Raw genomic sequence first — 24,001 nt, 5'->3', positions numbered from 1 at the left:
GGTCTGCCCACTGGTACGTGCGGATGTGCTCGGGGAACTCCTGGCGGAGCCTGCGGGCGGATACGCCCTTGAGGGAGCCGACGAGGCGGGACAGGGCAACCTTGGGCGGATAGTGCACGAGCAGGTGCACGTGGTCCTTCTCGCCGTTGAATTCGACCAGCTCCGCACACGGCGGGCGTGTGGGACGAACTGCACCCGGTGCTTGAGCAGTTGCGGGCGGCAGGCCGGCTGGACTGGTCGCGGGCGGTGATCGATTCCTCGCACGTGAGGGCCGCTCGACGGAAAAGCGGCCTGAGTCCGGTTGACCGCGCGGCCGGGCAGCAAGCACCACGTGCTCACCGATGGTCAGGGTATCCCGCTCGCGGTGTCGCTGACCGGCGGCAACCGCAACGACGTCAGCCAGTTCCTGCCCCTGCTGGACAAGATCTTGGCGGTGGCGGTGGCGGGAGTGGTCGGCCGGCCCCGGCGGAAGCCCGACATGTTGTTCGCCGACCGCGGCTACGACCACGACAAGTACCGCCGCCTGGTGCGACAGCGCGGCATCCGTCCTGTGATCGCCGAGCGCGGTCAGCCACACGGCACCGGACTGGGCAACTTCCGCTATGCCGTCGAGCGGACGATCGCGTGGCCGCATGGCTTTCGTCGTCTGCGCATCCGCTGGGAACGCCGCGACGACACCCATTGAAGACAGTGATGAAAGCGCCGGGCACTGCCCGCGGTCTGGGGGATTTCCCCCAGAGGTCTCGGAGGACAACCCCGTTCCGGCGCCCGCCCCCTGTTCGTAGCGTCGAACGTGTCATTCCGCAGCGCCGCATTCCGGGCGTACGAACAGGGGCCGCATGAACACCGTTCTCGAACTGGACCAGGTCAGCCGCAGCTACGGGCGTGGGCCGGATACCGTCCACGCTCTGCGTGACCTCGACGCCCGGCTGTCCGCCGGGACCCTCACCGCGGTCGTGGGGCCCTCCGGCTCCGGCAAGTCGACCTTCCTGCAGTGTGCGGCGGGTCTGGACCGGCCCACATCGGGCACGGTGCGCCTGGCCGGCCATGAGATCAGCGCAATGCGGGAGCGCGAGCTGACCCGGCTGCGGCGCGCGCGCATCGGCTTCGTCTTCCAGTCCTTCAACCTGCTGCCCGCCCTCACCGTGCAGGAGAACGTCCTGCTCCCCCTACGCCTGGGCGGCGAGCGCCGCTCCTCCGAGATCACGGCACAGGCGCGCCGCATGCTGGCCCGCGTCGGACTCGACGGGCGTTCGGACGCACGGCCCGGCGAGCTCTCCGGAGGACAGCAGCAGCGCGTGGCGATCGCCCGTGCCCTGATCACCGAGCCGGACGTCGTTTTCGCGGACGAGCCCACGGGCGCGCTCGACCAGGAGACCGCGGCCGGGGTCCTCGGCCTCCTGCGGGAGGCGGTCAGCACGCACGGAGCCACGGTCGTCGTCGTCACCCACGACCCGACGGTGGCCGCCCAGGCGGATCGCGTACTGCGGCTTTCTCAGGGCCGCCTGGTCCAGGACGACGTGGCGGTGCGCGCATGACTCTGTTCGCACCGACCGGCCTGGCCACCGCCTCGGTCAAGGCCCGTCCCTCCGCCTTCGCCGGGACGTTCGCCGCCCTCGTCTTCTCCGCGACGGTCGTCACCGCCTGCGTGGCCATGGCTGTATCCGCGTCGAAGGTCCCCGTCTCCCCGAAGCAGGCGGAGCTCTACGACGTCGGCATCGCCTTCAGCATCCTCACCGTCTACATGGCGATCTTCGTGATCGGCCAGGTGATGTCCCTGGCCGTCGCCCAGCGCAGCCGCGAGAGCGCGCTGCTGCGGGCGGTCGGTGCCGAGCCCAAGCAGATCCGCCGCATGGTCGCGACCGAAGCGCTGTGGACGTCCCTGCTCGCACTGCCCGTCGGTTACGGCCTCGGGGCGCTCCTGGCCCGCGTCTGGTTCGACGGCATGGCGGCGAACGAAATGGTCCCGGACGGGATGACGCTCAGCGTCGGATGGCTCCCGCTGGTCGTCGCGGGCGCCACGCTGCTCGTCTGCTCGCAGCTCGGCGGCCTGATCGGCGCCTGGCGTGCGTCCCGGGCCCGCCCCTCGGCGGCCCTGGCCGGCTCAGCCGTGCAGGGCAGCGAGCCCTCCGGCCGCGTCCGGGCCGCCGCCTCCCTGGTCTTCCTGGCCGCGGCGTGCGTGCTGACCGTGGTCGCGGGCGCGAGCTCGCCGAAGGACGCGGCGTCCGAGATCCCCATCGTCCTGATCGCCTACCTGGTCGCGATCGGCCTGGCCGGCCCCTGGCTCGGACGGGCGGCCACCGCGCTCGTGGCGCCACTGCTGCGCCGTTACGGCGGCGTCGCCGGGGAGCTGGCGATCGCGGGCTGCCGGGCGCGCTCGCGCCGGCTCTCGGCGGCGATCGTGCCGATCGCGATGGTGACGGCCTTCGCCGTGGCCCAGTTCGTGTCGATGACCGGGGCCGGGGAGATCGATTGGATGGCGGTCTTCGGGACCCTCCTCTACGTGGGCTTCGCCGGGCTCGTGGCGGCCAACACGCTGGTGATGCTGACCCTGGAGCGGCTGCGGGAGTTCTCCCTGCTGCGGGTGGTGGGCGCCGAAGAGCGGCAGGTCACGGCCGTCGTGGTGGCCGAGGGAACGATCACGGCGCTTGCGGGCCTGGGCGCCGGGGCACTGGCCGGGTGCGCGGTGCTCGTGCCGGTCGGGGCGAAGCTCGGGACACCGGTGTCCGGGCTGCCGCTGTGGGTCTGGGGAGCGATCCTGGTCGGCGGAGCCGGACTCGTATGGGCCGCGTCCTGCGCACCGCTCACGTGGATGCTGCGCATCCGCCCCATCGAGGGCGTACTGCGGCGGAGTGCGTGATGAGGACCGGTGCACGAACAACGCACGGAGCAGCGATGAACGAGGCGTGCCATCCCGGACGTCCGACCACTGGGCTCGACCGGCCGGAGGCCGGGCACGTCCCCGCCGGAGCCCTGCGCACAGCGGCACCTCTCGCAGCGGGCGGAAGGCTCCCGGAGCGGCGCGATGCGTGATCTGTCTGCCGTCCGTTCGGCGGTGACGGCGCCCCTGTCCCGGCGGGCGTGGGCGCAGGCGGCGTACTGCCTGGTGTCCTTCGCCCCCGCCCTCGTGGGGTTCGTCCTTATCGCCGTGACGGTCATCGCGTTGGGCTCCGCGCTCACGCTGACTGTGTTCGGCGCGGTGCCCGGTGCCGGGTTCCTGGTCGCGGGGCTGGCCCTCGCCCGGGGATTCGGCGCTCTGCAGCGCAGGCTCGCCCGCCGGCTGCTCGGCGAGCGCGTCGATGAGCCCGCGTCCCGCCCTGGCGCCCGGCGCGACGGCCTGCCCGCCGGGATTGAGGCGTGGCTGCGGGACACGACCGCGTGGCGGGCGGTGGTGTACGTCCTGGTGAAGTTGCCGGTGGCGACGCTCGGCCTGTGGGCGGTGGTGTGCTGGGTGATCGGCGCGGTCAACGTCATCGCGCCGGTGCGCTGGGCGGCCGGGCAGCACGACCTCCACCTGGTGTCACCGCTGCCGGGCGGCTGGTCGCAGCCGGGCGTGGACTCGCTCGCGGGCGCGTTCGCGCTGGCCGCCACGGGCTGCGCGATCCTCGTCGTCTCGCCGTGGCTGACCGGCGGTGTGGTCGCTCTGGACCGCCGTCTGCTGCACAGCCTGCTCGGCCCCGGCGCGGTGGCCGACCGGGTGCGGGAGCTGGAGGAGAGGCGTGCCCTGGCCGTCGACGACGCCGCAGAGCGGCTGCGCCGCCTCGAACGCGACCTGCACGACGGTGCCCAGGTCCGCCTCGCGGCCCTTGCGATGAGCCTGGACATGGTGCGCGAGCAGCTCGACGACAGGGATCGGCCCGAGCTGCACCGCCTGGTCGAGATGGCCCGCGACAACGCCGCCGAGACCCTCACCGAGCTGCGCGACCTCTCCCGGGGCCTGCACCCGCCTGCCCTCGACGCCGGCCTGCCCGACGCCCTGAGCACCATGGCCGCGCGCTCCGCGCTGCCGGTCGACGTAGCGGTGGACGTACCCGAGCGGCCGACCCCGGCCATCGAGAGCCTGGCCTACTATTGCGCCTCCGAACTGCTCGCCAACGTCATCAAGCACAGCGGGGCCGACCGCTGCGGCATCGAGGTGTCCACTGGCGGCGGCACGCTGAAGCTGCGGGTCACCGACGACGGTCACGGAGGTGCGCGCATCGCCGGGGGCGGCGGCCTGGCCGGCCTCGTTCAGCGGGCCCGTACGGTCGACGGCGCGCTGACGGTTCACAGCCCCGACGGGGGCCCCACGACGGTGGAAGTGAGGCTGCCCCTTCATGCGTGACCCCTCATGCGGGATGCGTGCGAGGCTGGCTCCATGCGCGTAGTGATTGCCGAGGACGCCGCCGTGCTGCGCGAGCTCCTCTCTCAGATGCTGACCATGCGCGGCCACGAGGTCGTGGCGTCGGTCGCGGACACCGACGTGCTGCGCGCGGCCGTCACCGAGCACCGGCCCGACATCGCGGTCGTGGACGTCCGGATGCCGCCGACCCACACCGACGACGGGCTGCGTGCGGCGATCGACATGCGTCACGAGCAGCCCGACACCGGTGTCCTGCTCTTCTCCCAGTACGGCGAGACCAAGTAACGCCACCCGGCTGCTCGCGCAGGGCTCGGCGGGCGTGGGCTACCTGCTCAAGGAGCGGGTCGCGAACGTCGCCGAGTTCACCGACGCCCTGGAGCGGGTCGCGGCCGGCGGCACCGCCCTCGACCCGGAGGTCGTCACCCAGCTGGCCGGCGCAGGCCGCCGCACCGAGAAGCTGGAGGCGCTCACCGACCGGGAGCGGGACGTGCTGACGCTGATGGCCGAGGGCCGCTCGAATGCGGCCATCGCCCAGCAGCTGTACGTGTCGGCGGGCACCGTCGAGAAGCACGTGGCCGCGATCTTCGGAAAGCTGGACCTGCCGGTGTCGGAGGACCACAACCGCCGTGTCCTCGCCGTCATCCGCATGCTGAACCAGGACCCGAGGGGCTGAGTCGTCGATGACTCCGGCGGACGCACACGGCGCAACGAGACCTGTTGCTCGGCATGCGATCACTCGTCCCGTCACCCAAGCGAACTCCGAACACTTGATCGGCAACGATGCCCCAACGTCCTCCCATTGAGGGAGACAACATGGACGGAAGATCACGTAGTCCGGTACTGACGTAGTCCGTCAGTACCGGACTCCCGGCTTTTCGGGCGGCGTCGGCCGTCAAGCCGTACGTGGTCCGGCACGCGTAGGCGAACGAGGGCGCCGGTACCGGCTCCTGGGCATCAGACCGGTGTGCCCTCCCGCCGCTCCGTCACGGTGGCGGGCGTCTGCTCGCGGCGGTGGAAGAGCGCGCCCGGCCACCAGAACCAGCGGCCCAGGTCCAGCGTGAGCGCCGGGACCAGGATGGTGCGGATCAGGAAGGTGTCGAGCAGGACGCCGATCCCGACCACGATGCCCATCTGCGCCATGGACACCAGTGGCATGGCGGCGATGACCGCGAATGTCGCGGCGAGCACGATGCCCGCGCTGGTGATGACGCCTCCGGTACTGCTCAGGCCGCGGATTACGCCCTCGCGATGGCCTTGGAGCGCGACCTCCTCCTTCATGCGGTGCATCAGGAAGATGTTGTAGTCGATGCCGAGCGCCACCAGGAACACGAAGGCGAGCAACGGGATCGACCAGTCGATACCGGCGTAACCCAGGACGTGCTCGAAGAGGAGGTTCGAGGCGCCCCGGACGGCGAGGAACGACAGCACGACGCTGGCCATGAGTATGACGGGGCCGATGACAGCGCGGAGCAGCGTCTCTAATTGGCTTGGGTTTCCTGGGTGATCCCGGGTGTTCGGGATCGCTCGGGAGGGGGACTCGGCCACGGCCGCCTCGGTGTTCGGGTGGGTGTGGTGTGGGCGTGGCGGTGGAAGCCTGCCCCGAGTCGTGCCCCGCCCGGCTGATGCCGGGTGGGGGTGCCAATTGTGGTCGGTTCCTGCTGCCTTCGGCGCCGCTGGGTGCGGTGTGTCGGGTGCGTGGGGTACCGCCCCGCCGGACGCTTGCCACCCGGACCCGTCGTCCCAGCCGGGGCGGGGGCTCGGGTGTCGGGTGGGGCGGGGACCCTGCGCCGCTTCCCGGGCACAGGGCGTCTGCTCGTCGGGCCGCTCTTGGTGCGGTCCGGGGTCTGGGGGTGGACCGCACTGGCGCAGTCCAGGGCCTCAACGGCGGTGCGGATCACGTAGGTGTAGCTGGTGCGGTCGAGGCGGGTGGTGTGCTGGTGGGTCAGCCCGCGCGCGCCGATCCGCTGCCACGCCGCGATGTCGCGACCGGTGCTGTACCCGCACGCCTCGTCGGGGCAACTCGCCCACGCCCACCCGGCACGGAGGTCGATCGGGGCGCGGTGGTGACGGAAGGCGGTCAGGCAGCGCGGGCAGTACTTCGACGTGCCGCGCGGCGGCACGATCACCACGGCGATGCCGTGCGCAGCGGCTTGGTGGCGGGTGTGGGTGACGATCGCGCCGCGCACCGTCTGCGAGAGCCGGGTGTTGAGGGTGCGGCCCTTGCCGCGCGCCTCCATGTCCCGCAGGTCCTCCAGATAGATCACGCTCGCCCCTGCGGCCAGGGCATGGTCGACCATGCCCTGGCCGCCGCCCGCGTCAGATGCGCGTTCAACCGGGTGCGTTTGCGGGCGACCCGCTCCCGCTCCGTCTCCAGGACGGCGAGCTTGCCGCGCACCCACGGATCCGGGCGCAAACCACGCTCGGTCCGGGAGGCGGTCAGAATGTCGAGGGCGGTGATGCGGGTGTGCAGGTGCTCGCCCTGGAGGCGCAGCCGGTGAGCCTTGGCCATCACCCCGTCCGCGCGGAAGAACAGCGGCCGTTCGTCGGCGACCACATCGGGCTGTGCCTCGCCGGTCAGGTGCAGGCGGCCGCCGGTGAGCAGGGTGTTCAGCACCCAGTCGAAGGCGACCGCCACCCGATGCCCGGATCGCTCCGGTTTCGGCACGGCGTGGGCGTAGGGCACATCCAGCAGCAGGCGGCCCTGGCGCAGGCGCAGAATGGGCGGGCACAGCACCGCGCCCGCCGGGACGCGGGGCGGCAGGCGGAAGCGCAGTCGCACCGGATGCCAGTCCGCCCGGGTCGTAGGGTCGGGCCGCACCGGCAGCCGCACGGTGAGCACTGCGTAGTGGGCCGGGTCCTGATCGCAGCGTTCCAGAACGGCGAGCTGTTTGTCGACGGCGGCCAGCAGCACCTGCCCGCCCGCGCGCGGGGCGTCCTCGCAGTCGGTCAGCCCCGTGGGAAGCACCCCGTGCCGGGCCCGATGGGCGGCGATCTGCCGGGTACGGGCCTTCACCACCCCGGAGGCCACCATCCCACCGTCGTCCGGCAGTACGGCCCGCAGCGCCTCCCACTCCTGGGTGGTGCGGCGCTCGGGATCGGCCGGCCAGGTCGCCAGCACCGCGGCGGTGACCTGGGCGCGCCACCAGGCCGAGCGCAGCACCCGCCCGGCCTGTTCCTGCACCATCCGCACCACCCGGTCGGACACATACACACCCTCCGGCACCACCGGAGCCCAGCCCAGACGGCGCAGCGCCATCCACGCCTGCGACGGCAACATCACCCCCAACCGGTCGATGCCAGAGGCTAGTTGGGCCAGATCGGCCTCGTTCCAGTGCTCACGCACCAGAGCGTCGGCCAGATCGCCGACCAGCGCCGTCAGCCAGCTGGCCCGCTCCACCACCTGCGCCTCACCCAGGGCTTCACCGGTCGTCACATCCACGCCCCGCAGCACCCGGGCACAGGCCGCCGCGACCTGCTGCACCTCACCCGCACCCACCACAACCTTCCGCCGCACCCGACCCACCCCCTCCCGAACACGCCCCGCACGACCGAACCGAACATCACATCAACGACCGCGCCCCCGTACGGGTTGCGCACCCCCGTACGACCCGCCCGCTACCGACACGCAGCCCACGAACACCCCGGATCCCCAAGCCAACCCATCGACTGTTAAACACCCTGATGAGGACGGCCAGGACGACCAGGAGCACGGCTGGTATGACGACCTTCAGGTCGCGGTCGCTGGCCTGTTGGGTGTCCAGTATCTGGGCGGTGCTGCCGCCGACCAGCGCGTCGGTGTTCGCTCGCAGGTCGGTGATGGTCTGCTTGGCCACGTCGCTGTCGGGGGCGTGGGTCAGGACGGCCGAGATCTCGGTGAGCCGCCCGTCCGGGGTGGTGGCGACGACTTCGGCGGATGCCACTCCGTCGGTCGCCTCGGCTTCGTGGATCGTCTTCTCGGTGTCGGCGGTTGGGGTGATCAGGGTCGCCGGGTCGGAGGCGCCCGAGGGGTAGTGGGCGGTGATGTGCTCCTGGGCGATGACGGATTCGGGCGTGCTCTGGTACATCTCGGACTGGGTGAGGCCCATGGTGATGCCCGTGGAGCTCCACGTTGCGGCACTGTGGTGTGACGACCAGCCGCTGCGCGCGATGTTTGATGGCGTGTGGGCGAGAGTTGCCGCTCTTGCCCACACGGCGTTTGAGGCCGTGGATGCCGACAGGTGTGCGATACGGCGCCCTGTTCCTACTCGATCTCGCGCATCATCTTCTCCATCGAGGTGAGCGCGTTGCGCACCTGCGTCAGCTCTTCGCTCGAGCGGCGCTGGATCTCGATGTTGTCCTCCAGGAGCTGGGCGTACTTGGCCGCGAGGCGCTTGTACTCGCCCTCGCGGGCGGCCAGCATGCGGGCCCGCCAGGTGGCCGCGACCTGCCAGACGATCACGATGAGGAAGAGGAAGACGCCGGCGGCGCCGATCGCTCCGGCCCAGTCTTCGCCGCTCATGATTCCTTCTCCTTGATGTCGTCAGTGGTTTTGTCGGTGAGGGTGGCGGCCGCATGGGCGACCGCCTGTGGGGTGAGCTCGATCAGGAACGGCGTCACCTCGAAGTACTTCATTGCCTTCCCGTCCGCGGCCTGCTCCAGGGAGCCGCTGACCAGTCCGGCCGCCTCCAGGCGCTGCAGGTGCATGTGCAGCAGCGGACGGCTCAGGCCGATCTCGCGGGCGAGCTTGCTGACGTAGTTGCGGCCGTCGGTGAGTGCGGCGACGATCCGCAGACGATGCGGATTGCCGAGGGCGCCGAGGACTTTCAGCAGTTCATCGCCGGGCGGGGGCGCGGCCTGAGGCTTGGTCACATTCGCAAATGTGACATTAGGGAGGCACACCCGTCAAAAAAAGCTGACAGGTATCGGGCGGGGTCCCAGGGTGCGGTACGTGCTCTTCATCCGTCGCCCCGACAGCATGATCAACCCCCGAAGGACTTCCGGAACCAGCCACTTAAGTGGTCATGACAGGGGGCCGGCGAGGGGCACCGGACCGGTAGGGGCCGCGCACGGAAGGGACCCACGGGGCTGGATGGTGTACCCCTTCCGTCCCTGCGGGAAAGTGCAGGTCAGCCAGCTGACAGCGGCAGAGAAAGGGACTGGAGGGACTCAATCTCCTCATTATGTGCTGTACAGACATCTGTCTAGGCATACGCGCGCGCCGTACAGCACAGGTAGAGGACTGGCTCATAACGAGGAGATTCGGTCCCTTCAGTCCCTGCGCATGAAGTAGTCAGCCTCTGATCTGCAGTTTTGCCGAGTGACCGAGGAGAGGGACGGTAGGGGCCCAGCCCTCCCCCCGCTCCCCTGCCATCGCGGCCAACGGGGCGCCCTGCGCCAGCAACTGATCCCCTGACAGGTGTCTCGCACGAGTTGTCCAGACCGGACGAGAGGGCCGGCAGGGAGTGAAGCGCTGCGGCTGCCTCGCGAGGGACCCAAGGGACCGGCCAACCAACCTTGCGGCGCGCGCCGCAAGGTGCGGCGTCGGCGCCTTCGAAACACCTAGACTCCTTTCCGAAACTACAGTCCCTTCGGCCCCTGTCGAGGCGTCACCAGTCTGCTGACCAGGCGCGTATCACGCGGGAACCGGCTGATACGAAGGATGTCCGTGCTGCGCACCGGCGAGTCTTTCTCGGCAGGCGGGCAGGCCACGCCACACGCAGTTGCCCGATGGTGCGCGGCGCAGGGCTGGCCCGTCCATCCGCTGGCCCCTGGCCGGAAGACTCCCGCCGGGAACTGCCCCGCCTGCCGCCGCAGTTGGCACCCGGTCCGTGCCTGTCCATGCCTGCCCGCGGGCCGCCCCTGTCACGGCTTCCATGCTGCAACCACCAACCTGGAGCTCCTGGACACCTGGTGGAGAGTTGTCCCCTCCTACGGCATCGGTGTGGCCACCGGACCGGCATCCCTGGTCGTCCTCGACATCGACGCGCATCACGCCCAGGTACCCGACCGGAGCCGCCTGCTGCCCGGCATCCCCATCCCCGAGCAGGTCGACCTCGCCGGCCTCGCCTCGGGGTTCGACACCCTTGCCCTGCTGGCCGCCTACCGCGGCGAGCAGGACCCCGCGCACGACGACACCACCTTGCGCGTGCGCACCCCGTCCGGTGGGCTGCACGTCTGGTACCTCAGCACCGAAGAGGGATTGCGGTTTCGCTGCTCGACCGGGTCCAGCCCCAAAGTGGCACTCGCCTGGCAGGTCGACGTCCGCGCCGACGGCGGCTACATCATCGCCCCCACCACCCGTACCGCCCAGGGCACTTACCGCCCGGAGGGCCCCACCCGCTCCCCCGCCCCGCTCCCCCGCTGGCTGCTCGACGAACTCGTCCGCACCGGGCACCTCGTCACGCCCGAGCCACCGCGGCAGCCCGTCCCCACCCTGCGCAGACGGAAAGCCCGCCGGTCCGGGGCCGCGGCGCAGCGCATCCTTGACCCTCTGCTCGCGCAGGTCGCCGACTGCGTGACGGTCGCCGAGGGCGCCGCCTTCACCGAGAAGCTCAACCGGGCGGCTTTCACCGCCGGCGGCCTCGCGGCCGCCGGGCACCTCGACGAACACGAAGCCCGGGCTCTGCTGGAGGATTTCGCCAACCGCGCACGCCCCCACCAGCAGTCCCGTAACGCCCGCATCATCAGCGACGCCCTGGCCGCAGGGACCGCCCGACCGCTTGATCCCCGAGGACGTTCATGAGCAGCGCTGACAACCCGCCGCCGTTCGACGCCCGCGCCGCGGCCCAGCAGATGCTCGCCCTCGAGGGTGAGCAGCCCGCGGCCGCGCAGGGCTTGATGCTCGCGCAGCCGAACGCTACTGGGCAACAGCCCTCGACTGGTCCCCACGCCGTAGACGTGCTGCTGCCCAAGACGCTGTCCGATCGTGGCAACGCCCGGTTGTTCGTGCGGCTCTACCGGGACGAGTTCCGTCACGTCGAAGGCTTGGGGTGGTTCTCCTGGGATGGCTCCCGCTGGAAGCGCACCGGGGGCAAGAAGGCCGTCCTGTGGGCCGCGGGTGAGATGGCCGAAGACCTTGCCGAAACCGATCCGAGCGGCACCTTCAGCAACCGCGACCTGCAGTGCCACAAGCGCCGTACCCTGTCCACCACCGGCATGAAGGCGCTGCTCACTCAGGCGAAGGCCTCGCCCGACCTGTCCGTGGCCCCCGACACCCTCGACGGCGACTCCTACGCCCTGTGCACCCCAGCCGGGGTCGTCGATCTCCACACCGGAACCCTGCGCAAGCCCGATCCCACCCGCGACTTCCACTCCCGGGCCACCAGCGTCGCCCCGCAGCCCATCGAGACCCCGCGTTGGCACCGCTTTCTCGCCGATACCTTCGGCGACGACGCCGAGGGCCGCGAGATGATCGACTTCCTGCACCTGCTGCTCGGCTACTCCATCACCGGCGACGTCGGCGCCCAGGTCCTGCCGTTCCTGCACGGCCAGGGCAAGAACGGCAAGTCCGTCCTCCTCGACGTCATGATCCAGATCCTGGGTGACTACGCCGACGCCGCGCCGCCCGGCTTCCTCATGGACCGCGGCGCCTTCTCCGAACATTCCACGGAGCTCACCGAACTCCACGGCCGGCGCCTGATCGTGTGCAGCGAGCTCAAGCCCAACGACAAGTTCGACGAGGCACGCGTACGCCTGCTCACCGGCGGCGACAAGATCAAGGCGCGCCGGATGCGGCAGGATTACTTCTCTTTCGCGCCCACCCACCACCTGTGGCTGCTCGGCAACCACCGTCCCGAAGTCTCCACCGGAGGCTTCGCGTTCTGGCGTCGCATCCGTCTGATCCCCTTCGAGCGCGTCGTCCCCGACGAGCGGAAGATCGACAACCTTGCCTTCGAACTGGTCCGCGACGAGGGCCCCGGAATCCTGCACTGGCTCATCGACGGCGCCCGTCGCTACCTCACCACCCGCGACCCCCTGCATGGCCCCGACCGCGTCCGCCTGGCCACCACCGCCTACGCCGCCACCGAGGACCACATCGGACGGTTCCTTTCCGAGTGCTGCACTCGCACCCCGGAGGAGTCCGACGCCGGCGAACTGCGCGTCGAACAGGGCCTGTTGTACGGCGAGTACAGCTCCTGGTGCCACGCCAGCGAAGGCATCCGCCCCGCGGGCACCCGGGCCTTCGCCAACCGCGTCCGCCAGGAACTCGGCCTCGCCTCCCCCAGCGACATGATCAAGTCCAACGGCCGCAAGTACTACCCCGACCTGGCCCTGGTGATGAGCGAGTGACCGCCCGCGCCTGGCCCGCATCACGCCGGCCACCTCTGCCTGAAGACTGCAGAGCGCTCTACGATGGACAACGACCCGCCCGCCCGCAGGCACCCTCGCACCACATCGCACAGACCCGCCGGCACTGCCCGCAGCGGCCGAACCTGGAGGGGCTCCAGCCATGAGTTCGCTACTGAACGAAGGCGACCTCGCTCACGAGGACGACGTGGTGTGGCTGGAAGACCCCCAAGCGCTCGACTACGTCCGCCAGGCTCTCGACAAGACCAAGCGCCGCAACACCAAGCCGCCGTACCAGCGGGACGGCCGCATGATCGGCTACGTCCGGCTGACCGCGGACGCCGAGCCCGACCCGGACAGCGGCCTGTACAAGCGGCGGGTCTTCTTCCTGCTCCCCCACGACCGCGACAGCCACCCCACCGGCCTGTACCAGGAAGGCGCCCCGGGCGAGGCCGTCGACCCGCGCACCATCGAACCCGGAAAGCCCGGCGCCAAGACCAAGCGCTCCCAGCACGGCCCGAGCATCGCCGCCTCCGCCTGACAACGTCGCGCAGCGCACTCCTGTCGGCCGCTGTCGGCGCAGCTCCGGCAGGCCCGGCCCGTTGAGCAGATGGAAGCGCCCCCGACGCCGTCCACGCCGTCGACCGCGCCGTGGGCGCCGACCGGCCCTGTCGGCATCGGTCCTCGTTCGCATGGACGTCGGCGCAGACGGTCAGGAACTACGAGAACGACCGGAGCGAGCCGAACAGAGGTCGTCCCGTATATAGGATCTTGGAGTTGCTGTGGGCAGGCCTGTGCCGGGGCCCGTCTCGTTCTGTCCGGCACAGGCGAGGTTGTGGAAGGGCGATGCCGAGCATGACGTGGTGGCCGCCCTCCCTTGAGCCGGCAGTCCCGCAAGGATCTTCCAGGACTTCATGCGGGCGAAAGCGTGCTCGACGCGGGCGCGGGCCTTGCAGTGGACGGTGTTCTCAGCTTCCTGCTCCTGGTGAGGTGGCCGCCGCGGTGTTTGCGGTGCGGGATGAGTGTGCCGCAGCCGAGGTAGCCGCCGTCCGCAAGGAGAGGAGCGCCCTGCACGCTGCGGTCAACACCGGATTCGCCGTACGCCTTGCAGTCGTTACGGCAGGCCGGGCCCGGCCTGCCGACCGCGACGACCGGGCGGGTGCTCACCGGCCGGGTGCCGGCGCGAGGTCGGGGGGGCGACTCACGTGTGAGGGGCTACGGACGGTGATCTGCATTCCAAGGAGGCGCCACGCAGGGGGCGCCGAAGGCTGACGGCGGAGTCATCTTTCTTCCTACAGGTACCGCCGTAGAGCAGCGTTCCAGCGTGGGCGGCACGGGGATGCTGGCAAGGAGGTCCCACCACTCAAGAAGGGGCCCCGGCCCATGCGGAGCGACCTGTTCGATATGATGAGCGACACATATGACATTCACACCACTTCCGGCAGTGAATACGTCTTCGACTCCGAAGACGACGCCCTCGCGGACCACGTTGAGTCCACCAGGCACGTCGAATGCGTGGAGGACCACGGCTATTACGGGAACATGCCCGTCCCGCCGCGTCACGGTCGCCGCAGGCGCGGGCGCGACAGTCGGTCCATTTCCGTTCTTGGCGGGAGCAGCCCGTTGGCATCCGGACGCACCCGACTCAAGAACACTCTGACCGGCATCAGATGGCGTCTGACGCGTCGTTGAAGCCGACCGCCCGAGCAGCGGCGCCATTGAGCACCACCACCACCTGCTGGTGCTGCAGCGGAGCTATCGATGGTGCCCCTCGTCGTGATGCTCCGGCCGGTGGTCTGGCCACCGGGGTGGCGTGGCGGTGGAAGTCCGTCGCGAGTTGGGCCCGTCGGGCCAGTCTGGATTAGCCACATCGCGGTGATGCCAAGCCGGGCCGGAGGATGGCGAGTCAGGCGCGGGCGTAGACCTCGTCCGGGATGCCCAGCGTGGGGTCGCGAAAGCCGATGTAAGGCAGGTAGACAGTGCCATTGTCGTGGACTTCGGACGGCGGCTCCGCCTGCCTGGTACCTACCTGAAAGCCGATCTTCGCCTGTTCGATCGCCAGGTCGGTATGGCCGCGGATGAGCAGCTCGAAGAAGACACGCCGTTCGAGATTGACACGGCGCGCGATGCCCGGGGTGTACCAGCGGTGCAGCAGCTCGCTGGCCTTGGTCAGCAGCTCCTCCCGCAGTTCAGGGTCTTTGGTCTTCACCGCGGCCCGCCAGCCGAGCTCGAAGACCGCTGAGTTGAAGCGCCGGGCGTGCAGAAAGTCACGCTGCGGCCCGGCGGGCACCCGCGCGGCGATGTCCTCCAGCATTATCTCCGTCAACCGCCCGATCTGGGGGCCAACGCGCGAGGTGATGTTCCCGGCATCGTCCCGGCGCAGCACATACAGATACGTGCGGTCGCACATGATGCTGATCGCCGACGCACAGATCAGCGCGGGGCTGTGGAACAGCCCGTCCTCCCCCGTCCTCAGCTCCGAAGGGAACCGCAGTCCGTGCTCCTCGACCAGGGAACGCCGGTACAGATGCTGGGCGCGCATCGAGTTGTACGCCTTGGAGTGGTACACGTCGGTGCGTGGCATGGTCTTGCCGTAGGGCGAGGTGGCGGCACCGCGGCCGACGCCGACCTGCTTGGCCATCACCACGTCGGTGTCGTTGTCATCGCCGGCCTTGACCAACTCCTCCAGCGCCACCGGGTCGAGGAGGTCGTCGGCGTCCATCATGTACAGCCACCGGCCACGAGCAAGGTCCATGGCCTCGTTGCGCGGCACCGACGGGGTGCCGGAATTCTCCGTGCGATGGACCACGCGCAGGTTCGGATACGAGGCGGCGAACGTGCCCAGGATCTGCGTGCTGCCGTCGGTGGAGGCGTCATCGACCGCGATGACCTCCATCGCGTCCGGACCGATCGACTGACCCAGCACCGACACCAGGCACGGCACCAGGTACTTCCCGGCGTTGTACACCGGCAGAATCACACTCACATCCGGAACCCGGGCGGCATCGTAAGGGCCCCGCCCGGTAAGGATCTGAGCCAAACGCGCTGTGGCGTTCCCGGACACGGACAACCCCTCTCTCGACGCGGCCACACCTTCCGACGGCCAGACATTCAGGGAAACGCACAGGTCAAAGACTGTGGTGTCACCCATCGGGCAATTCTCGAATCTTTCGTAGCCACCACGCGGTCACATCGGCGCTGGCGGCGTGAGTGATCAGCGTCTTGGACTCGGACAGTTCGAGATTGAGTTCGTCGCGCAGGAACATCCGGATCCTCGACTTGATCTCCTCGGCCTCGCACTTGGGACCGGCAACCCCAGCAGCCAGTCGTTGCAATACCGGACGTAACGCAGTCGCCGATAGTCCGGATCGTTGATCGACTCTGTCGGGGATCTTGGAGTTCGAAGGTCATGCTCCTTGGCGCCACCAGCGGGGGCGGGGCAGCTCGTGCGCGTCGAGGTACTGCTGGAACGCGGTGGGAGGCCGGGGCCGGTAGGTGGATTCTGGCGGTTCTTGGGTGCTGAGACGTTATCTCATTTGGTGAGTCTGCGGTAGCAGATGAGGGTGCAGGCGATGCTGGTGAACGCGAGGAAGTGGTCGGCCTCGCGTTCGTATCGGCGGTGGAGTCGCCGGCATCCGGCGAGCCAGGACATGCTGCGCTCGATGGTCCACCGGTGGCGTCCGAGTCGCTGAGAGGTCTCAATGCCCTTCCGGGCGATGCGTGGCGTGATGTTCCTGCTGCGCAGCCAACGACGCAACGCCCGCTTGTCGTACGCCTTGTCGGCATGCAGCTTGGCCGGGCGGCGCCGCCGGGGACCGCGGCGGGACCGGATGGGCGGGATGCCACGCACAAGCGGCTCGAGTGCCTGGCTGTCGTGGAGGTTGGCTCCGGAGATACCGATGGACAGGGGCAGTCCGGTTCTCTCCGTGATCAAGTGGATCTTCGACCCGTACTTCCCTCGATCCACAGGATTCGGGCCGGTCAGGTCCCCTTTTTCATGGCCCGCATGTTCACCGAGTCGATGGCGCACCGCGACCAGTCCAACTCGCCGCGGGCGCCGAGCTCGTCGAGGACCAGGCGGTGCAGCTTGGCCCAGACCCGGGCCTTCGACCACTCCGCGAAGCGCCGGTGGGCCGTCGCTCCCGACGGCCCGAACGAGGCCGCCGGGAGCTGCTGCCACGTGCAGCCCGACGTGGCCACGAACACGATTCCAGCCAGTACCTCCCGGTCACCGTGCCGACGCCGACCACCGCCCTGCGGTCGGCTCGGCGCCTCAGGCACCACCCGCTGAAACAGTTCCCACAACTCGTCCGGCACCAACCGCTTCACGATTCCCACAACCGCAGACTACCGAACCAGCCAAATGAGATGACGTCTTAGACGGTCGATGTTGATGGCGATCGCGGTCAGGGCGTGCTGGACATGGGCCTTGGCGACGCCGCGGTAGCGGCAGCGACGCATCTGATGGTCGTTGACGAGCGCGTCCATGGTGCCCTCGATGCCGGAGCGGGAGGCGTAGAGCCGCTGCCAACTCGGATCGTGCTGGACGGCACGGTTCCGGGTCTGGATCTGGTGCAGGTGGTGGGGCAGGAAGTTCACGGTCCGTGCCGTCCCGGTGGTGCACGAGGTCTTCTCTGGGCAGGGGCCGCACTGCCGCTCGTCGAAGCGGACCACCGTGTACGGGGCCATGGAGGGGATGTCGTTCCAGTTGCCACTGACCTTGCCGTTGGGGCAGGTGACCTCGCGGCGGTCGAAGTCGATGATGAAGTTCTCCCGGGCGAAGCCGTCCCCGGACTTGTGCTGGTGGGAGTTGTTGGTTTTGAGCGGGCCGACCATGGTGACGCGGTGGGCGCGGGCGGAGGCGTTGTGGTGGACGACGGAGGTGTAGCCGCCGTCGACGAGGTGCTCGGCGGGCAGCAGACGGCGGCGCTTGAGGCGGGTGTGGATGCCCCCCCGGTAGCGCGGTGCTGTCGGCAGAGGGCAGGACGGTGGCCACGTCCGGGATGACGTTGACGCCCTGCTCGTCACAGGTCTCGGTGGCGTGTGCCAGGTAGCCGGTCCAGCGGCGGTCCCCGCGGCGCGTCCAGCGGGCCTCGGTCTTGTACGGTGACTCGATCCGTGTCCGAGACGGCGGTTGCCCGTCCCCTTCACGGCGTGGACGTAGCCGCCCCCGGACGTCGATGAGGAAGTGCTGCACCAGGACCTGGCGCAAGCTCTCCGCCTGCCGGCCGGGTACGCGGCCGGAGCGGTGGATGCGCTCCACAAGCGCAGTGCCGTCGTCGCCGGCCTGAGTGAGGCGTGTGACCGGGTGGGAGGGCTGGCTGACCAGGCGGACCTGGCGTCCGTAGCGCCGGGCCCACTCCTCGTCCACCAGCCCGTCCAGCAGATCGGGCATCGTGCGGGCGGTCTCCTCCAGGGCCGCGCGTACCGACTCCAGGACCAGCTCCAACCGGGTCAGCTCACGGGCGGCGGACAGGATGAAGGTGGAGTCGGTACGCTGCCGACCGCGCGCCTTGACCAGCCCGGCTTCCTTCAGGCGGGCCAGGGCGAGATCGAGCAGGACATCGGCGCGGCCCTCTTCGGCGAGCCGGGCCCGGAAGTCGCAGAGCACGCTGTGGTGGAAGCCGGGATCGGCCAGCTCCAGGCCGAGCGCGTACTTGAAGTCGATGCGACAGCGCACGGCCTCGGCGGCCTGCCGGTCGGAAAGGTTGTGCAGGAACTGCAGGATGCTCACGGTGGCGAGCTGGGCGGGCGACAGCCCCGGCCGCCCGTCACGCGGGTACCACGAGGTGAAGTCCTCGTCCCGCCACAGTCCTTCGAGCCGGTCACGCACCCACATCGCGGTCGTGCCACGGGGATTGCTGGCCCGGGCGACCTGCGCGGTCAGGGCCGGTACCTGCCGACCGGAACGGGGAGACAGGGACACCGGATCACCTCGTGCACGACGAACGGCCTTCACTTCCAAGCCGATCATCCCGGTCAACCACCATGATCCACCGGCGAATCCCAAGATCCCCGACAGAGTCGATCATTGGGGTCCTGGCTCGGCAGGGTGCGGCGTCGGAGCCGAAGCTCCCCGACCGCTTCCCGATCACCGTGCCGCTCAGCCCGCTGGATCGCGTACTCGACGACTTGGTACTCCCTGTTGGGGCGACGACGCCGGCCGTGGTTGCACGCAGGCAGGAGAGAGTGCTCGATGAACTGGTCAAGCCGGTCAAGGTAGATATTCGAGAGGGCGGGTGACGCCACCCCGCCCTGCGGCGAGTCGCTGAGCGTGGCGTTCCATCGCCAGTCCTCCATGTATCCGGCCTTGAGCATGTGGCTGATCAGCCACAGGAACCGGCCATCGTGGATTCTCTCCGCAAGAATCGACAGCATTACCTCGTGATCGAGGCTGCGAAGCAGTCGGAGATGTCTCCGTCGATGAACCAGTGCGTCCCCTTCCAGACCTTCACCACCTCGCTGAGCGCGGTGTGGCAGCCCCGTTGGGGGCGGAAGGTGTGGGACCGATCGGAGAACAGGACGTCGTAGTACGCCTCAAGCCGCAGGCGGACTACCTCGGCGACCAGCTTGTCCGACCAGGGTGGCAGACCTAGTTCCTAGCCCAGCGCCGACTTCACGACGTCGGCCAGGCGCTCGGCGACGGACCGGGCCTGCGCGATGTCCGCGGCCTCGACCATCACCCGCACCAGCGGCTCCGTACCCGACGAGCGCAGCAACACCCGCCCGGTCGCGCCCAGTTCACGCTCCGCGTCCGCCACCGCAGACTGCAGTTCCTCGGACGTGGTGACGCGGGACTTGTCCACGTCCGGCACGTTGATGAGCACCTGAGGCAGCCGCTCCATGACGCCCGCCAGGTCCTTCAGCGTCCGCCCGGTCTGCGCGACGCGCGCCGCGAGCAGCAGGCCCGTCAGCGTGCCGTCACCGGTCGTGGCGTGATCGAGAACGATGACGTGCCCGGACTGCTCGCCGCCGAGCGCGTACCCGTGCTCCTTCATGTTCTCCAGGACGTACCGGTCGCCGACGCCGGTCTGCACGAGGTTGATGCCCTCGCGCTCCATCGCCAGCTTCAGGCCTAGGTTCGACATGACGGTCGCGACGAGGGTCTCGTCGCGCAGCACGCCGCGCTCCTTCATGTCGAGCGCGAGCACCGCCATGATCTGGTCGCCGTCGACCTCGGATCCGGTGTGGTCCACGGCCAGGCAGCGGTCGGCGTCCCCGTCGTGCGCGATGCCGAGGTCGGCCCCGTGCTCGACGACGGCGGCCTTCAGCAGGTCCAGGTGGGTCGAACCGCAGCCGTCGTTGATGTTCAGACCGTCGGGCTCGGCGCCGATCGTGACGACCTCGGCGCCGACGCGGGTGAAGGCCTCCGGGGAGACCCGCGAGGCCGCGCCGTGCGCCTCGTCGAGGACGATCTTCAGGCCTTCCAGCCGGTTCGGCAGCACGCCCACGAGGTGGGCGATGTACTGGTCGAGCCCCTCGTCGTACGACTTCACGCGTCCGACGCCCGCGCCCGTCGGACGGGCCCACGGGGCACCGGTGCCGTGCTCCTCGTAGATCGCCTCGATGCGGTCCTCCAGGGCGTCGTCCAGCTTGTGGCCGCCGCGGGCGAGGAACTTGATGCCGTTGTCGGGCATGGCGTTGTGGCTCGCGGAGAGCATCACGCCGAGGTCGGCGCCCAGCGCGCCCGTGAGGTACGCGACCGCGGGCGTCGGCAGCACGCCCACGCGCAGCACGTCCACTCCGGCGCTGGCCAGGCCCGCGACGACCGCGGCCTCCAGGAACTCGCCCGAGGCGCGCGGATCACGGCCGACCACGGCCACCGGGCGATGGCCCTCAAAACTGCCGGCCTCGCCCAGAACATGCGCCGCCGCGACCGACAGGCCGAGCGCGAGCTCCGCCGTCAGATCCGCGTTGGCCACGCCGCGCACGCCGTCCGTGCCGAAGAGTCGTCCCACCTTGATGTCCTCCGAACCAACACATCGTCATAAGCCGAACGCCCCGGGTCTGTGTGCTGCCGTCGGTGGAGGCGTCATCGACCGCGATGACCTCCATCGTGTCCGGGCCGATGGACTGCGACAGCACCGAGACCAGGCGCGGCATCAGGTACTTCCCGGCGTTGTACACCGGCAGAATGACACTCACGTCCGGCATCCGGGCGGCATTGTGAGGGTCCCGCCCGGTGAAGATTGCCGCCAAACGTGCTGTGGCCTTCCCGGACACGGACAGCCCCTCTCTCGACGCGGCCGCACCTTCCGGTGACCAGACATCCAGGGAAACGCACAGGTCAAGGACTTTGGTGTCACCTATCGGGCAATTCTCGAATCTTTCGTAGCCATCACGTGGCCACTTCGGCTGCATCTTCCTGGTCCGGCATATCGCTGGGCGTCTGTGTCTGCGGTCGTGGGCGTGTACGTGACGAGATCCGCCGCCTTAAGGCCGCCATCGCGCCATGCCGCCTGGCGTTCTTGTGCGCCGTCCAAGTTCCTACGGGCCGTGCGTCACCATCACGGCCTGCGCACGAGTGAGGCCGGTATCGAGGGGCTCGGCGCCGTCACCGGCTCCGGCGCCAGTCAGGGCGGTCCTGGGCCATGGCTCGATGTCGTCTCTCAACTCCCAGCTGCCGCGCCGAACTTATCCTGAAATGATCAGTAACTCTCGTATGGTTGGTAATGGCCAAGAGTCCACAGCGCAAGGGAGATTCGCCATGGTTCTCACCGCCCCCGCATCCGCCAGCGCATGGGTGTCTCTCACCCTCGGTGAAGGTGTTACCGGGAACGGCTTCGCGCGTCTGAACGGCGACAAGGTCGAGACGTTCGGACGGCTGTCCAAGACCGACGGGTTCACTGTCGGCGACGTCATCGCCACCCTGCCCGAGGCATTGAGGCCCACGTCGACGCAGGACGGCATCTATGCCGCCTCGACTAGGGTCTGTTTGAAATGTTGATCAAGGTCGTGGAACGATCTTCGGATGGCTCGTGGAGATCTGACGGACGAACAGTGGCTGCGCCTGGAGGCGGTGTTGCCGCCGTTGCCAGTGATGGGGCGCAAGCCGCGGGATCGTCGGCAGGTCTTCAACGGGATCTGGTGGCGGGCCCGGACCGGCTCGCCCTGGCGCGACATACCCGAGCGGTTCGGGCCCTGGGAGACCGCATACACGCTCTTCCGTCGCTGGCAGATCGACGGGACCTGGTCTCGCATTCTCAAGAGGCTGCAGGTCAAGGCCGACGCGGCGGGACACATCGAGTGGGAGGTGTCCGTGGACTCGACGGTCTGCCGGGCCCACCAGCATTCCGCCGGGGCTCGCAAAAGGGGGCTCGTCATCCAGGCCGGACGGACACGGACGGCCTGGCGGCCGAGCCGGACGACCACGGGCTCGGCCGCTCGCGCGGCGGGCTGAGCATCAAGCTCCACCTGGCCGCCGACGCCTCCGGACACGTCCTCGCGGCCGTGGTCACCGGAGGGCAACGCGGCGACGCACCCCAGTTCATCGAGGTCATGAGCCGGATCCGGGTACCCCGACAGGCCAGTGGCCGCCCTCGTGTCCGACCCGATCGCGTACTCGCCGACCGGGCCTACTCCTCGCGCGAGATCCGCGAGTACCTGCGCCGACGACAGATCCCGCACACCATCCCGGAGAAGCGCGACCAGGCCGGCCACCGGCGACGCCGAGGCAGTACAGGTGGCCGCCCTCCCGGCTGCGACCGCGAGAAATACAAGGCCAGACACAAAGTGGAGTGCCGAATCGGACTGCTCAAGCAGGCACGCGGCGTCGCGACACGGTACGACAAGTTGGCCGTCCGCTACGAAGCGACCGTCCAACTCACCTTGATACGGCAGTCCCTGTGACCTCATTTCAAACAGGCCCTAGTGGTGTCGAGACGCTAAGCGGATCCGGTGAAGTTGCGTGTGTCGGGTAGGTGTCCTGTAGGAGGGACACCATGGGGAAGAGCCTCCGAGTCGAGCTGACTGATGATCAGCGCAGGGACCTGCGCGGGTTGTTGGCCCGCTGTGATCTGACCGCGTACACCCGGCAGCGGGCCGAATGCATCCGATTCCTCGACCGCGGGCGGACCACTGCCGAGGTCGCCGACCTGCTGGAGTGCCACCCCGTCACGGTCCGGGCCGCCGTGCACCGCTTCGAGGAGGGCGGGATCGCGGGACTGCTCGATGCCTCGCGTCCCGGCCGTCCCGCAAAACTTCTCGGCCCCGAGGACCGGGCCGCGCTGACCGAGTTGCTGGACGACTCCGCGGTCAAGGGGGTCACCTGGACCGCGTCGGCCCTGCGTGACTGGCTGTTCGCCGAACGCGGAGTGGAGATCTCCGTGGACTGGCTGAGTGAGCTGTTGCACCGCGACGGCTTCCGATGGAAACGGACCCGCGACAGCGTGCGGCACAAGGCCGACCCCGTCCTCCAGCAGGCCGCAAAGGCGGAGCTGGGGGACTTGCGGACTTACGGATGGAGGCGCACGCGGGCGAACGCGACCTGATCTTCCTGGACGAGTCCGGCTTCGCCCCGACCATGCCCACGGGTTACACCTGGTCGAGGGTCGGACAGCGGGCCGTGGTAGCCAAGGAGGACACCCGGAACCGGCGGGTCAACGTGCTCGGTGCGAAGGTCGTCGGCACAGAGCCGGATCTGATCTGGCAGCGCACCTGCGGGAAGGTCGACGCAGAGATGCTGCTGGAGTTCGTCTGCCGTCAGCTGGCGGGCCTCGGCGGTGGCGCGGGCGTGCTGGACCTGGCCGCCGACGGCATCGGTGCCGATGCCATGCCCGTGTGGGAACGGCGCAGGCCGTGCACCGTCGTGCTCGACAACGCCTCCGTGCACACGGCCAAGGTGTTCAAGGGGCGTCGTCGACAACTGGCGAAGATCGGGGTGGACCTGTTCTATCTGCCGCCGCGCAGCCCGGAATTGAACGACATCGAGCTGGTCTGGCGGCAGGCGAAGTACGAGGACTACCCACAGCGCACCCAGACCAGCACCGATGACATCGGCAGGGCCGTCGACAAGGCCCTCACCCGCCGACGCGACCGAATCCGCACATCAGCAACGAACTTCACCCAGGCCGCTTAGGACTGGTGCGCTGCGACATCGGCGCCGTGCACGTGGTCAGCCAGCCCGGCCAGATCCTCCGGCTCTCACTCCTGCCGCACCCCGCGCCCCCTTGGGTCGTCATGACCGGACCAACCTCGCCGAGCATGACCGCCGATGAGCCGAGAAGATCAAGAACGCTGACAAGCACACCCCAGATCCGCTACAGAGAGCCGCTTGTCACTTCGCCGTAGCTTCGGGAGAACAGGGCCGAGGACTCGGGAGCCCGCCAGAACAACCACCCTTATATCGGGCAAACAGCCTTATATAGCTACTTTTATGATCGTTTCAGGTTGTTC

Annotated in this window: 20 protein-coding genes and 8 pseudogenes; 12 read left to right on the top strand and 16 right to left on the bottom strand. The window is 69.3% G+C overall.

Annotated features, from left to right (window positions below):
* Positions 1-13 precede the first annotated feature (13 nt).
* A pseudogene (gene tnpA, locus ACP4E5_RS00820) lies at positions 14-166 on the bottom strand (IS200/IS605 family transposase); the annotation flags it as partial.
* 5 nt (positions 167-171) lie between these two features.
* Between tnpA and ACP4E5_RS00815 the strand changes: the two are divergent.
* From ACP4E5_RS00815 to ACP4E5_RS00795, 5 genes and pseudogenes are all read left to right on the top strand, one after another.
* Positions 172-685, top strand: a pseudogene (locus ACP4E5_RS00815) (IS5 family transposase); the annotation flags it as partial.
* A 154-nt stretch (positions 686-839) separates the two neighbouring features.
* The gene (locus tag ACP4E5_RS00810; RefSeq protein WP_425824721.1) at positions 840-1,538 is read left to right on the top strand and encodes an ABC transporter ATP-binding protein; all 699 of its coding nucleotides are present in this window, start codon (positions 840-842) and stop codon (positions 1,536-1,538) included.
* Positions 1,535-2,860 carry an ABC transporter permease gene (locus tag ACP4E5_RS00805; RefSeq protein ID WP_425824720.1) on the top strand — a complete coding sequence of 442 codons (1,326 nt, stop codon included), beginning with the start codon at positions 1,535-1,537 and terminating at the stop codon, positions 2,858-2,860. Before ACP4E5_RS00810 ends, ACP4E5_RS00805 begins: the two co-directional genes overlap by 4 nt.
* Positions 2,861-3,025: 165 nt before the next feature.
* On the top strand, positions 3,026-4,324 hold the full coding sequence (locus ACP4E5_RS00800; protein ID WP_425824719.1) for a sensor histidine kinase: 1,299 nt from the start codon (positions 3,026-3,028) through the stop codon (positions 4,322-4,324).
* A 33-nt stretch (positions 4,325-4,357) separates the two neighbouring features.
* Positions 4,358-5,015: pseudogene (locus ACP4E5_RS00795) on the top strand (response regulator).
* 281 nt (positions 5,016-5,296) lie between these two features.
* Here ACP4E5_RS00795 and ACP4E5_RS00790 read toward each other — a convergent pair.
* The 6 genes and pseudogenes from ACP4E5_RS00790 to ACP4E5_RS00765 form a co-directional block, all read right to left on the bottom strand.
* A pseudogene (locus tag ACP4E5_RS00790) lies at positions 5,297-5,815 on the bottom strand (MMPL family transporter); the annotation flags it as partial.
* A 5-nt stretch (positions 5,816-5,820) separates the two neighbouring features.
* Positions 5,821-6,639, bottom strand: coding sequence for a zinc ribbon domain-containing protein (locus ACP4E5_RS00785; RefSeq protein WP_425824718.1), 819 nt, complete (start codon positions 6,637-6,639; stop codon positions 5,821-5,823).
* Positions 6,603-7,856: a zinc ribbon domain-containing protein gene (locus tag ACP4E5_RS00780; RefSeq protein ID WP_425824717.1), complete on the bottom strand. Its 1,254-nt coding sequence runs from the start codon at positions 7,854-7,856 to the stop codon at positions 6,603-6,605. The genes ACP4E5_RS00785 and ACP4E5_RS00780 overlap by 37 nt, the downstream gene beginning before the upstream one ends.
* Positions 7,857-7,902: 46 nt before the next feature.
* Positions 7,903-8,427 carry an MMPL family transporter gene (locus tag ACP4E5_RS00775; RefSeq protein ID WP_425824716.1) on the bottom strand — a complete coding sequence of 175 codons (525 nt, stop codon included), beginning with the start codon at positions 8,425-8,427 and terminating at the stop codon, positions 7,903-7,905.
* Positions 8,428-8,582: 155 nt separating this feature from the next.
* A complete protein-coding gene (locus ACP4E5_RS00770; protein ID WP_425824715.1) occupies positions 8,583-8,840 on the bottom strand; it encodes a hypothetical protein in 258 nt (85 codons plus the stop codon).
* Positions 8,837-9,190, bottom strand: coding sequence for an ArsR/SmtB family transcription factor (locus ACP4E5_RS00765; protein ID WP_425824714.1), 354 nt, complete (start codon positions 9,188-9,190; stop codon positions 8,837-8,839). Before ACP4E5_RS00765 ends, ACP4E5_RS00770 begins: the two co-directional genes overlap by 4 nt.
* A 790-nt stretch (positions 9,191-9,980) precedes the next feature.
* Between ACP4E5_RS00765 and ACP4E5_RS00760 the strand changes: the two genes are divergently transcribed.
* The 3 genes from ACP4E5_RS00760 (at position 9,981) to ACP4E5_RS00750 (ending at position 13,148) form a co-directional block, all read left to right on the top strand.
* Complete coding sequence (locus ACP4E5_RS00760) at positions 9,981-11,063, top strand: bifunctional DNA primase/polymerase (RefSeq protein WP_425824713.1); 1,083 nt, start codon at positions 9,981-9,983, stop codon at positions 11,061-11,063.
* Positions 11,060-12,610, top strand: coding sequence for a DNA primase family protein (locus ACP4E5_RS00755; RefSeq protein ID WP_425824712.1), 1,551 nt, complete (start codon positions 11,060-11,062; stop codon positions 12,608-12,610). Before ACP4E5_RS00760 ends, ACP4E5_RS00755 begins: the two co-directional genes overlap by 4 nt.
* A gap of 160 nt (positions 12,611-12,770) precedes the next feature.
* Positions 12,771-13,148 carry a DUF6009 family protein gene (locus ACP4E5_RS00750; protein WP_425824711.1) on the top strand — a complete coding sequence of 126 codons (378 nt, stop codon included), beginning with the start codon at positions 12,771-12,773 and terminating at the stop codon, positions 13,146-13,148.
* A 276-nt stretch (positions 13,149-13,424) separates the two neighbouring features.
* On the opposite strand, the pseudogene ACP4E5_RS00745 reads toward ACP4E5_RS00750, so the two are convergent.
* The 9 genes and pseudogenes from ACP4E5_RS00745 to ACP4E5_RS00705 form a co-directional block, all read right to left on the bottom strand.
* Positions 13,425-13,768, bottom strand: a pseudogene (locus ACP4E5_RS00745) (transposase family protein); the annotation flags it as partial.
* A 745-nt stretch (positions 13,769-14,513) separates the two neighbouring features.
* On the bottom strand, positions 14,514-15,758 hold the full coding sequence (locus tag ACP4E5_RS00740; protein ID WP_425824710.1) for a glycosyltransferase family 2 protein: 1,245 nt from the start codon (positions 15,756-15,758) through the stop codon (positions 14,514-14,516).
* Complete coding sequence (locus tag ACP4E5_RS00735) at positions 15,751-15,873, bottom strand: hypothetical protein (RefSeq protein ID WP_425824709.1); 123 nt, start codon at positions 15,871-15,873, stop codon at positions 15,751-15,753. Before ACP4E5_RS00735 ends, ACP4E5_RS00740 begins: the two co-directional genes overlap by 8 nt.
* Positions 15,874-16,139: 266 nt before the next feature.
* Positions 16,140-16,939 (bottom strand): IS5 family transposase gene (locus tag ACP4E5_RS00730; RefSeq protein ID WP_425824943.1). Its coding sequence is split into 2 segments (ribosomal slippage): positions 16,140-16,591 and positions 16,591-16,939, totalling 801 coding nucleotides; the frame shifts between segments, so codons are not numbered across the junction.
* Between the two features lie 15 nt (positions 16,940-16,954).
* The gene (locus tag ACP4E5_RS00725) at positions 16,955-17,635 is read right to left on the bottom strand and encodes a transposase (RefSeq protein WP_425824708.1); all 681 of its coding nucleotides are present in this window, start codon (positions 17,633-17,635) and stop codon (positions 16,955-16,957) included.
* A 619-nt stretch (positions 17,636-18,254) separates the two neighbouring features.
* Positions 18,255-18,446, bottom strand: a pseudogene (locus ACP4E5_RS00720) (transposase); the annotation flags it as partial.
* A 188-nt stretch (positions 18,447-18,634) separates the two neighbouring features.
* Positions 18,635-19,203: pseudogene (locus tag ACP4E5_RS00715) on the bottom strand (reverse transcriptase/maturase family protein); the annotation flags it as partial.
* A 3-nt stretch (positions 19,204-19,206) separates the two neighbouring features.
* Positions 19,207-20,565 carry a phosphoglucosamine mutase gene (gene glmM / locus ACP4E5_RS00710; protein ID WP_425824707.1) on the bottom strand — a complete coding sequence of 453 codons (1,359 nt, stop codon included), beginning with the start codon at positions 20,563-20,565 and terminating at the stop codon, positions 19,207-19,209.
* A gap of 64 nt (positions 20,566-20,629) precedes the next feature.
* A pseudogene (locus tag ACP4E5_RS00705) lies at positions 20,630-20,761 on the bottom strand (glycosyltransferase); the annotation flags it as partial.
* Positions 20,762-21,314: 553 nt separating this feature from the next.
* On the opposite strand from ACP4E5_RS00705, the gene ACP4E5_RS00700 reads away from it, so the two are divergent.
* From ACP4E5_RS00700 to ACP4E5_RS00685, 4 genes are all read left to right on the top strand, one after another.
* A complete protein-coding gene (locus ACP4E5_RS00700; protein ID WP_425824706.1) occupies positions 21,315-21,554 on the top strand; it encodes a hypothetical protein in 240 nt (79 codons plus the stop codon).
* Positions 21,555-21,578: 24 nt separating this feature from the next.
* A protein-coding gene (locus ACP4E5_RS00695; protein ID WP_425824705.1) for an IS5 family transposase occupies positions 21,579-22,456 on the top strand; the annotation gives its coding sequence in 2 pieces (ribosomal slippage) (positions 21,579-21,924 and positions 21,924-22,456; 879 coding nt in all).
* A 92-nt stretch (positions 22,457-22,548) separates the two neighbouring features.
* On the top strand, positions 22,549-23,097 hold the full coding sequence (locus ACP4E5_RS00690) for a helix-turn-helix domain-containing protein (protein ID WP_425824704.1): 549 nt from the start codon (positions 22,549-22,551) through the stop codon (positions 23,095-23,097).
* Complete coding sequence (locus ACP4E5_RS00685; protein WP_425824703.1) at positions 23,067-23,684, top strand: transposase; 618 nt, start codon at positions 23,067-23,069, stop codon at positions 23,682-23,684. Before ACP4E5_RS00690 ends, ACP4E5_RS00685 begins: the two co-directional genes overlap by 31 nt.
* Positions 23,685-24,001: the final 317 nt, after the last annotated feature.

It is taken from the genome of Streptomyces fractus, assembly GCF_049844455.1.
Lineage (GTDB): Bacteria > Actinomycetota > Actinomycetes > Streptomycetales > Streptomycetaceae > Streptomyces > Streptomyces fractus.
This window is presented reverse-complemented; position numbering and strand designations above follow the sequence as displayed.

Bases quoted from the DNA above. Each gene is read 5' to 3' on its own strand.
- ACP4E5_RS00690 (WP_425824704.1), top strand. From the start codon at position 22,549: ATGGGGAAGAGCCTCCGAGTCGAGCTGACTGATGATCAGCGCAGGGAC.
- ACP4E5_RS00685 (WP_425824703.1), top strand. From the start codon at position 23,067: ATGGAGGCGCACGCGGGCGAACGCGACCTGATCTTCCTGGACGAGTCC.
- ACP4E5_RS00775 (WP_425824716.1), bottom strand. From the start codon at position 8,427: ATGGGCCTCACCCAGTCCGAGATGTACCAGAGCACGCCCGAATCCGTC.
- ACP4E5_RS00810 (WP_425824721.1), top strand. From the start codon at position 840: ATGAACACCGTTCTCGAACTGGACCAGGTCAGCCGCAGCTACGGGCGT.
- ACP4E5_RS00805 (WP_425824720.1), top strand. From the start codon at position 1,535: ATGACTCTGTTCGCACCGACCGGCCTGGCCACCGCCTCGGTCAAGGCC.
- ACP4E5_RS00800 (WP_425824719.1), top strand. From the start codon at position 3,026: ATGCGTGATCTGTCTGCCGTCCGTTCGGCGGTGACGGCGCCCCTGTCC.
- ACP4E5_RS00750 (WP_425824711.1), top strand. From the start codon at position 12,771: ATGAGTTCGCTACTGAACGAAGGCGACCTCGCTCACGAGGACGACGTG.
- ACP4E5_RS00760 (WP_425824713.1), top strand. From the start codon at position 9,981: ATGTCCGTGCTGCGCACCGGCGAGTCTTTCTCGGCAGGCGGGCAGGCC.
- ACP4E5_RS00700 (WP_425824706.1), top strand. From the start codon at position 21,315: ATGGTTCTCACCGCCCCCGCATCCGCCAGCGCATGGGTGTCTCTCACC.
- ACP4E5_RS00735 (WP_425824709.1), bottom strand. From the start codon at position 15,873: ATGTTCCTGCGCGACGAACTCAATCTCGAACTGTCCGAGTCCAAGACG.
- ACP4E5_RS00785 (WP_425824718.1), bottom strand. From the start codon at position 6,639: ATGGTCGACCATGCCCTGGCCGCAGGGGCGAGCGTGATCTATCTGGAG.
- ACP4E5_RS00755 (WP_425824712.1), top strand. From the start codon at position 11,060: ATGAGCAGCGCTGACAACCCGCCGCCGTTCGACGCCCGCGCCGCGGCC.
- ACP4E5_RS00740 (WP_425824710.1), bottom strand. From the start codon at position 15,758: ATGGGTGACACCACAGTCTTTGACCTGTGCGTTTCCCTGAATGTCTGG.
- ACP4E5_RS00770 (WP_425824715.1), bottom strand. From the start codon at position 8,840: ATGAGCGGCGAAGACTGGGCCGGAGCGATCGGCGCCGCCGGCGTCTTC.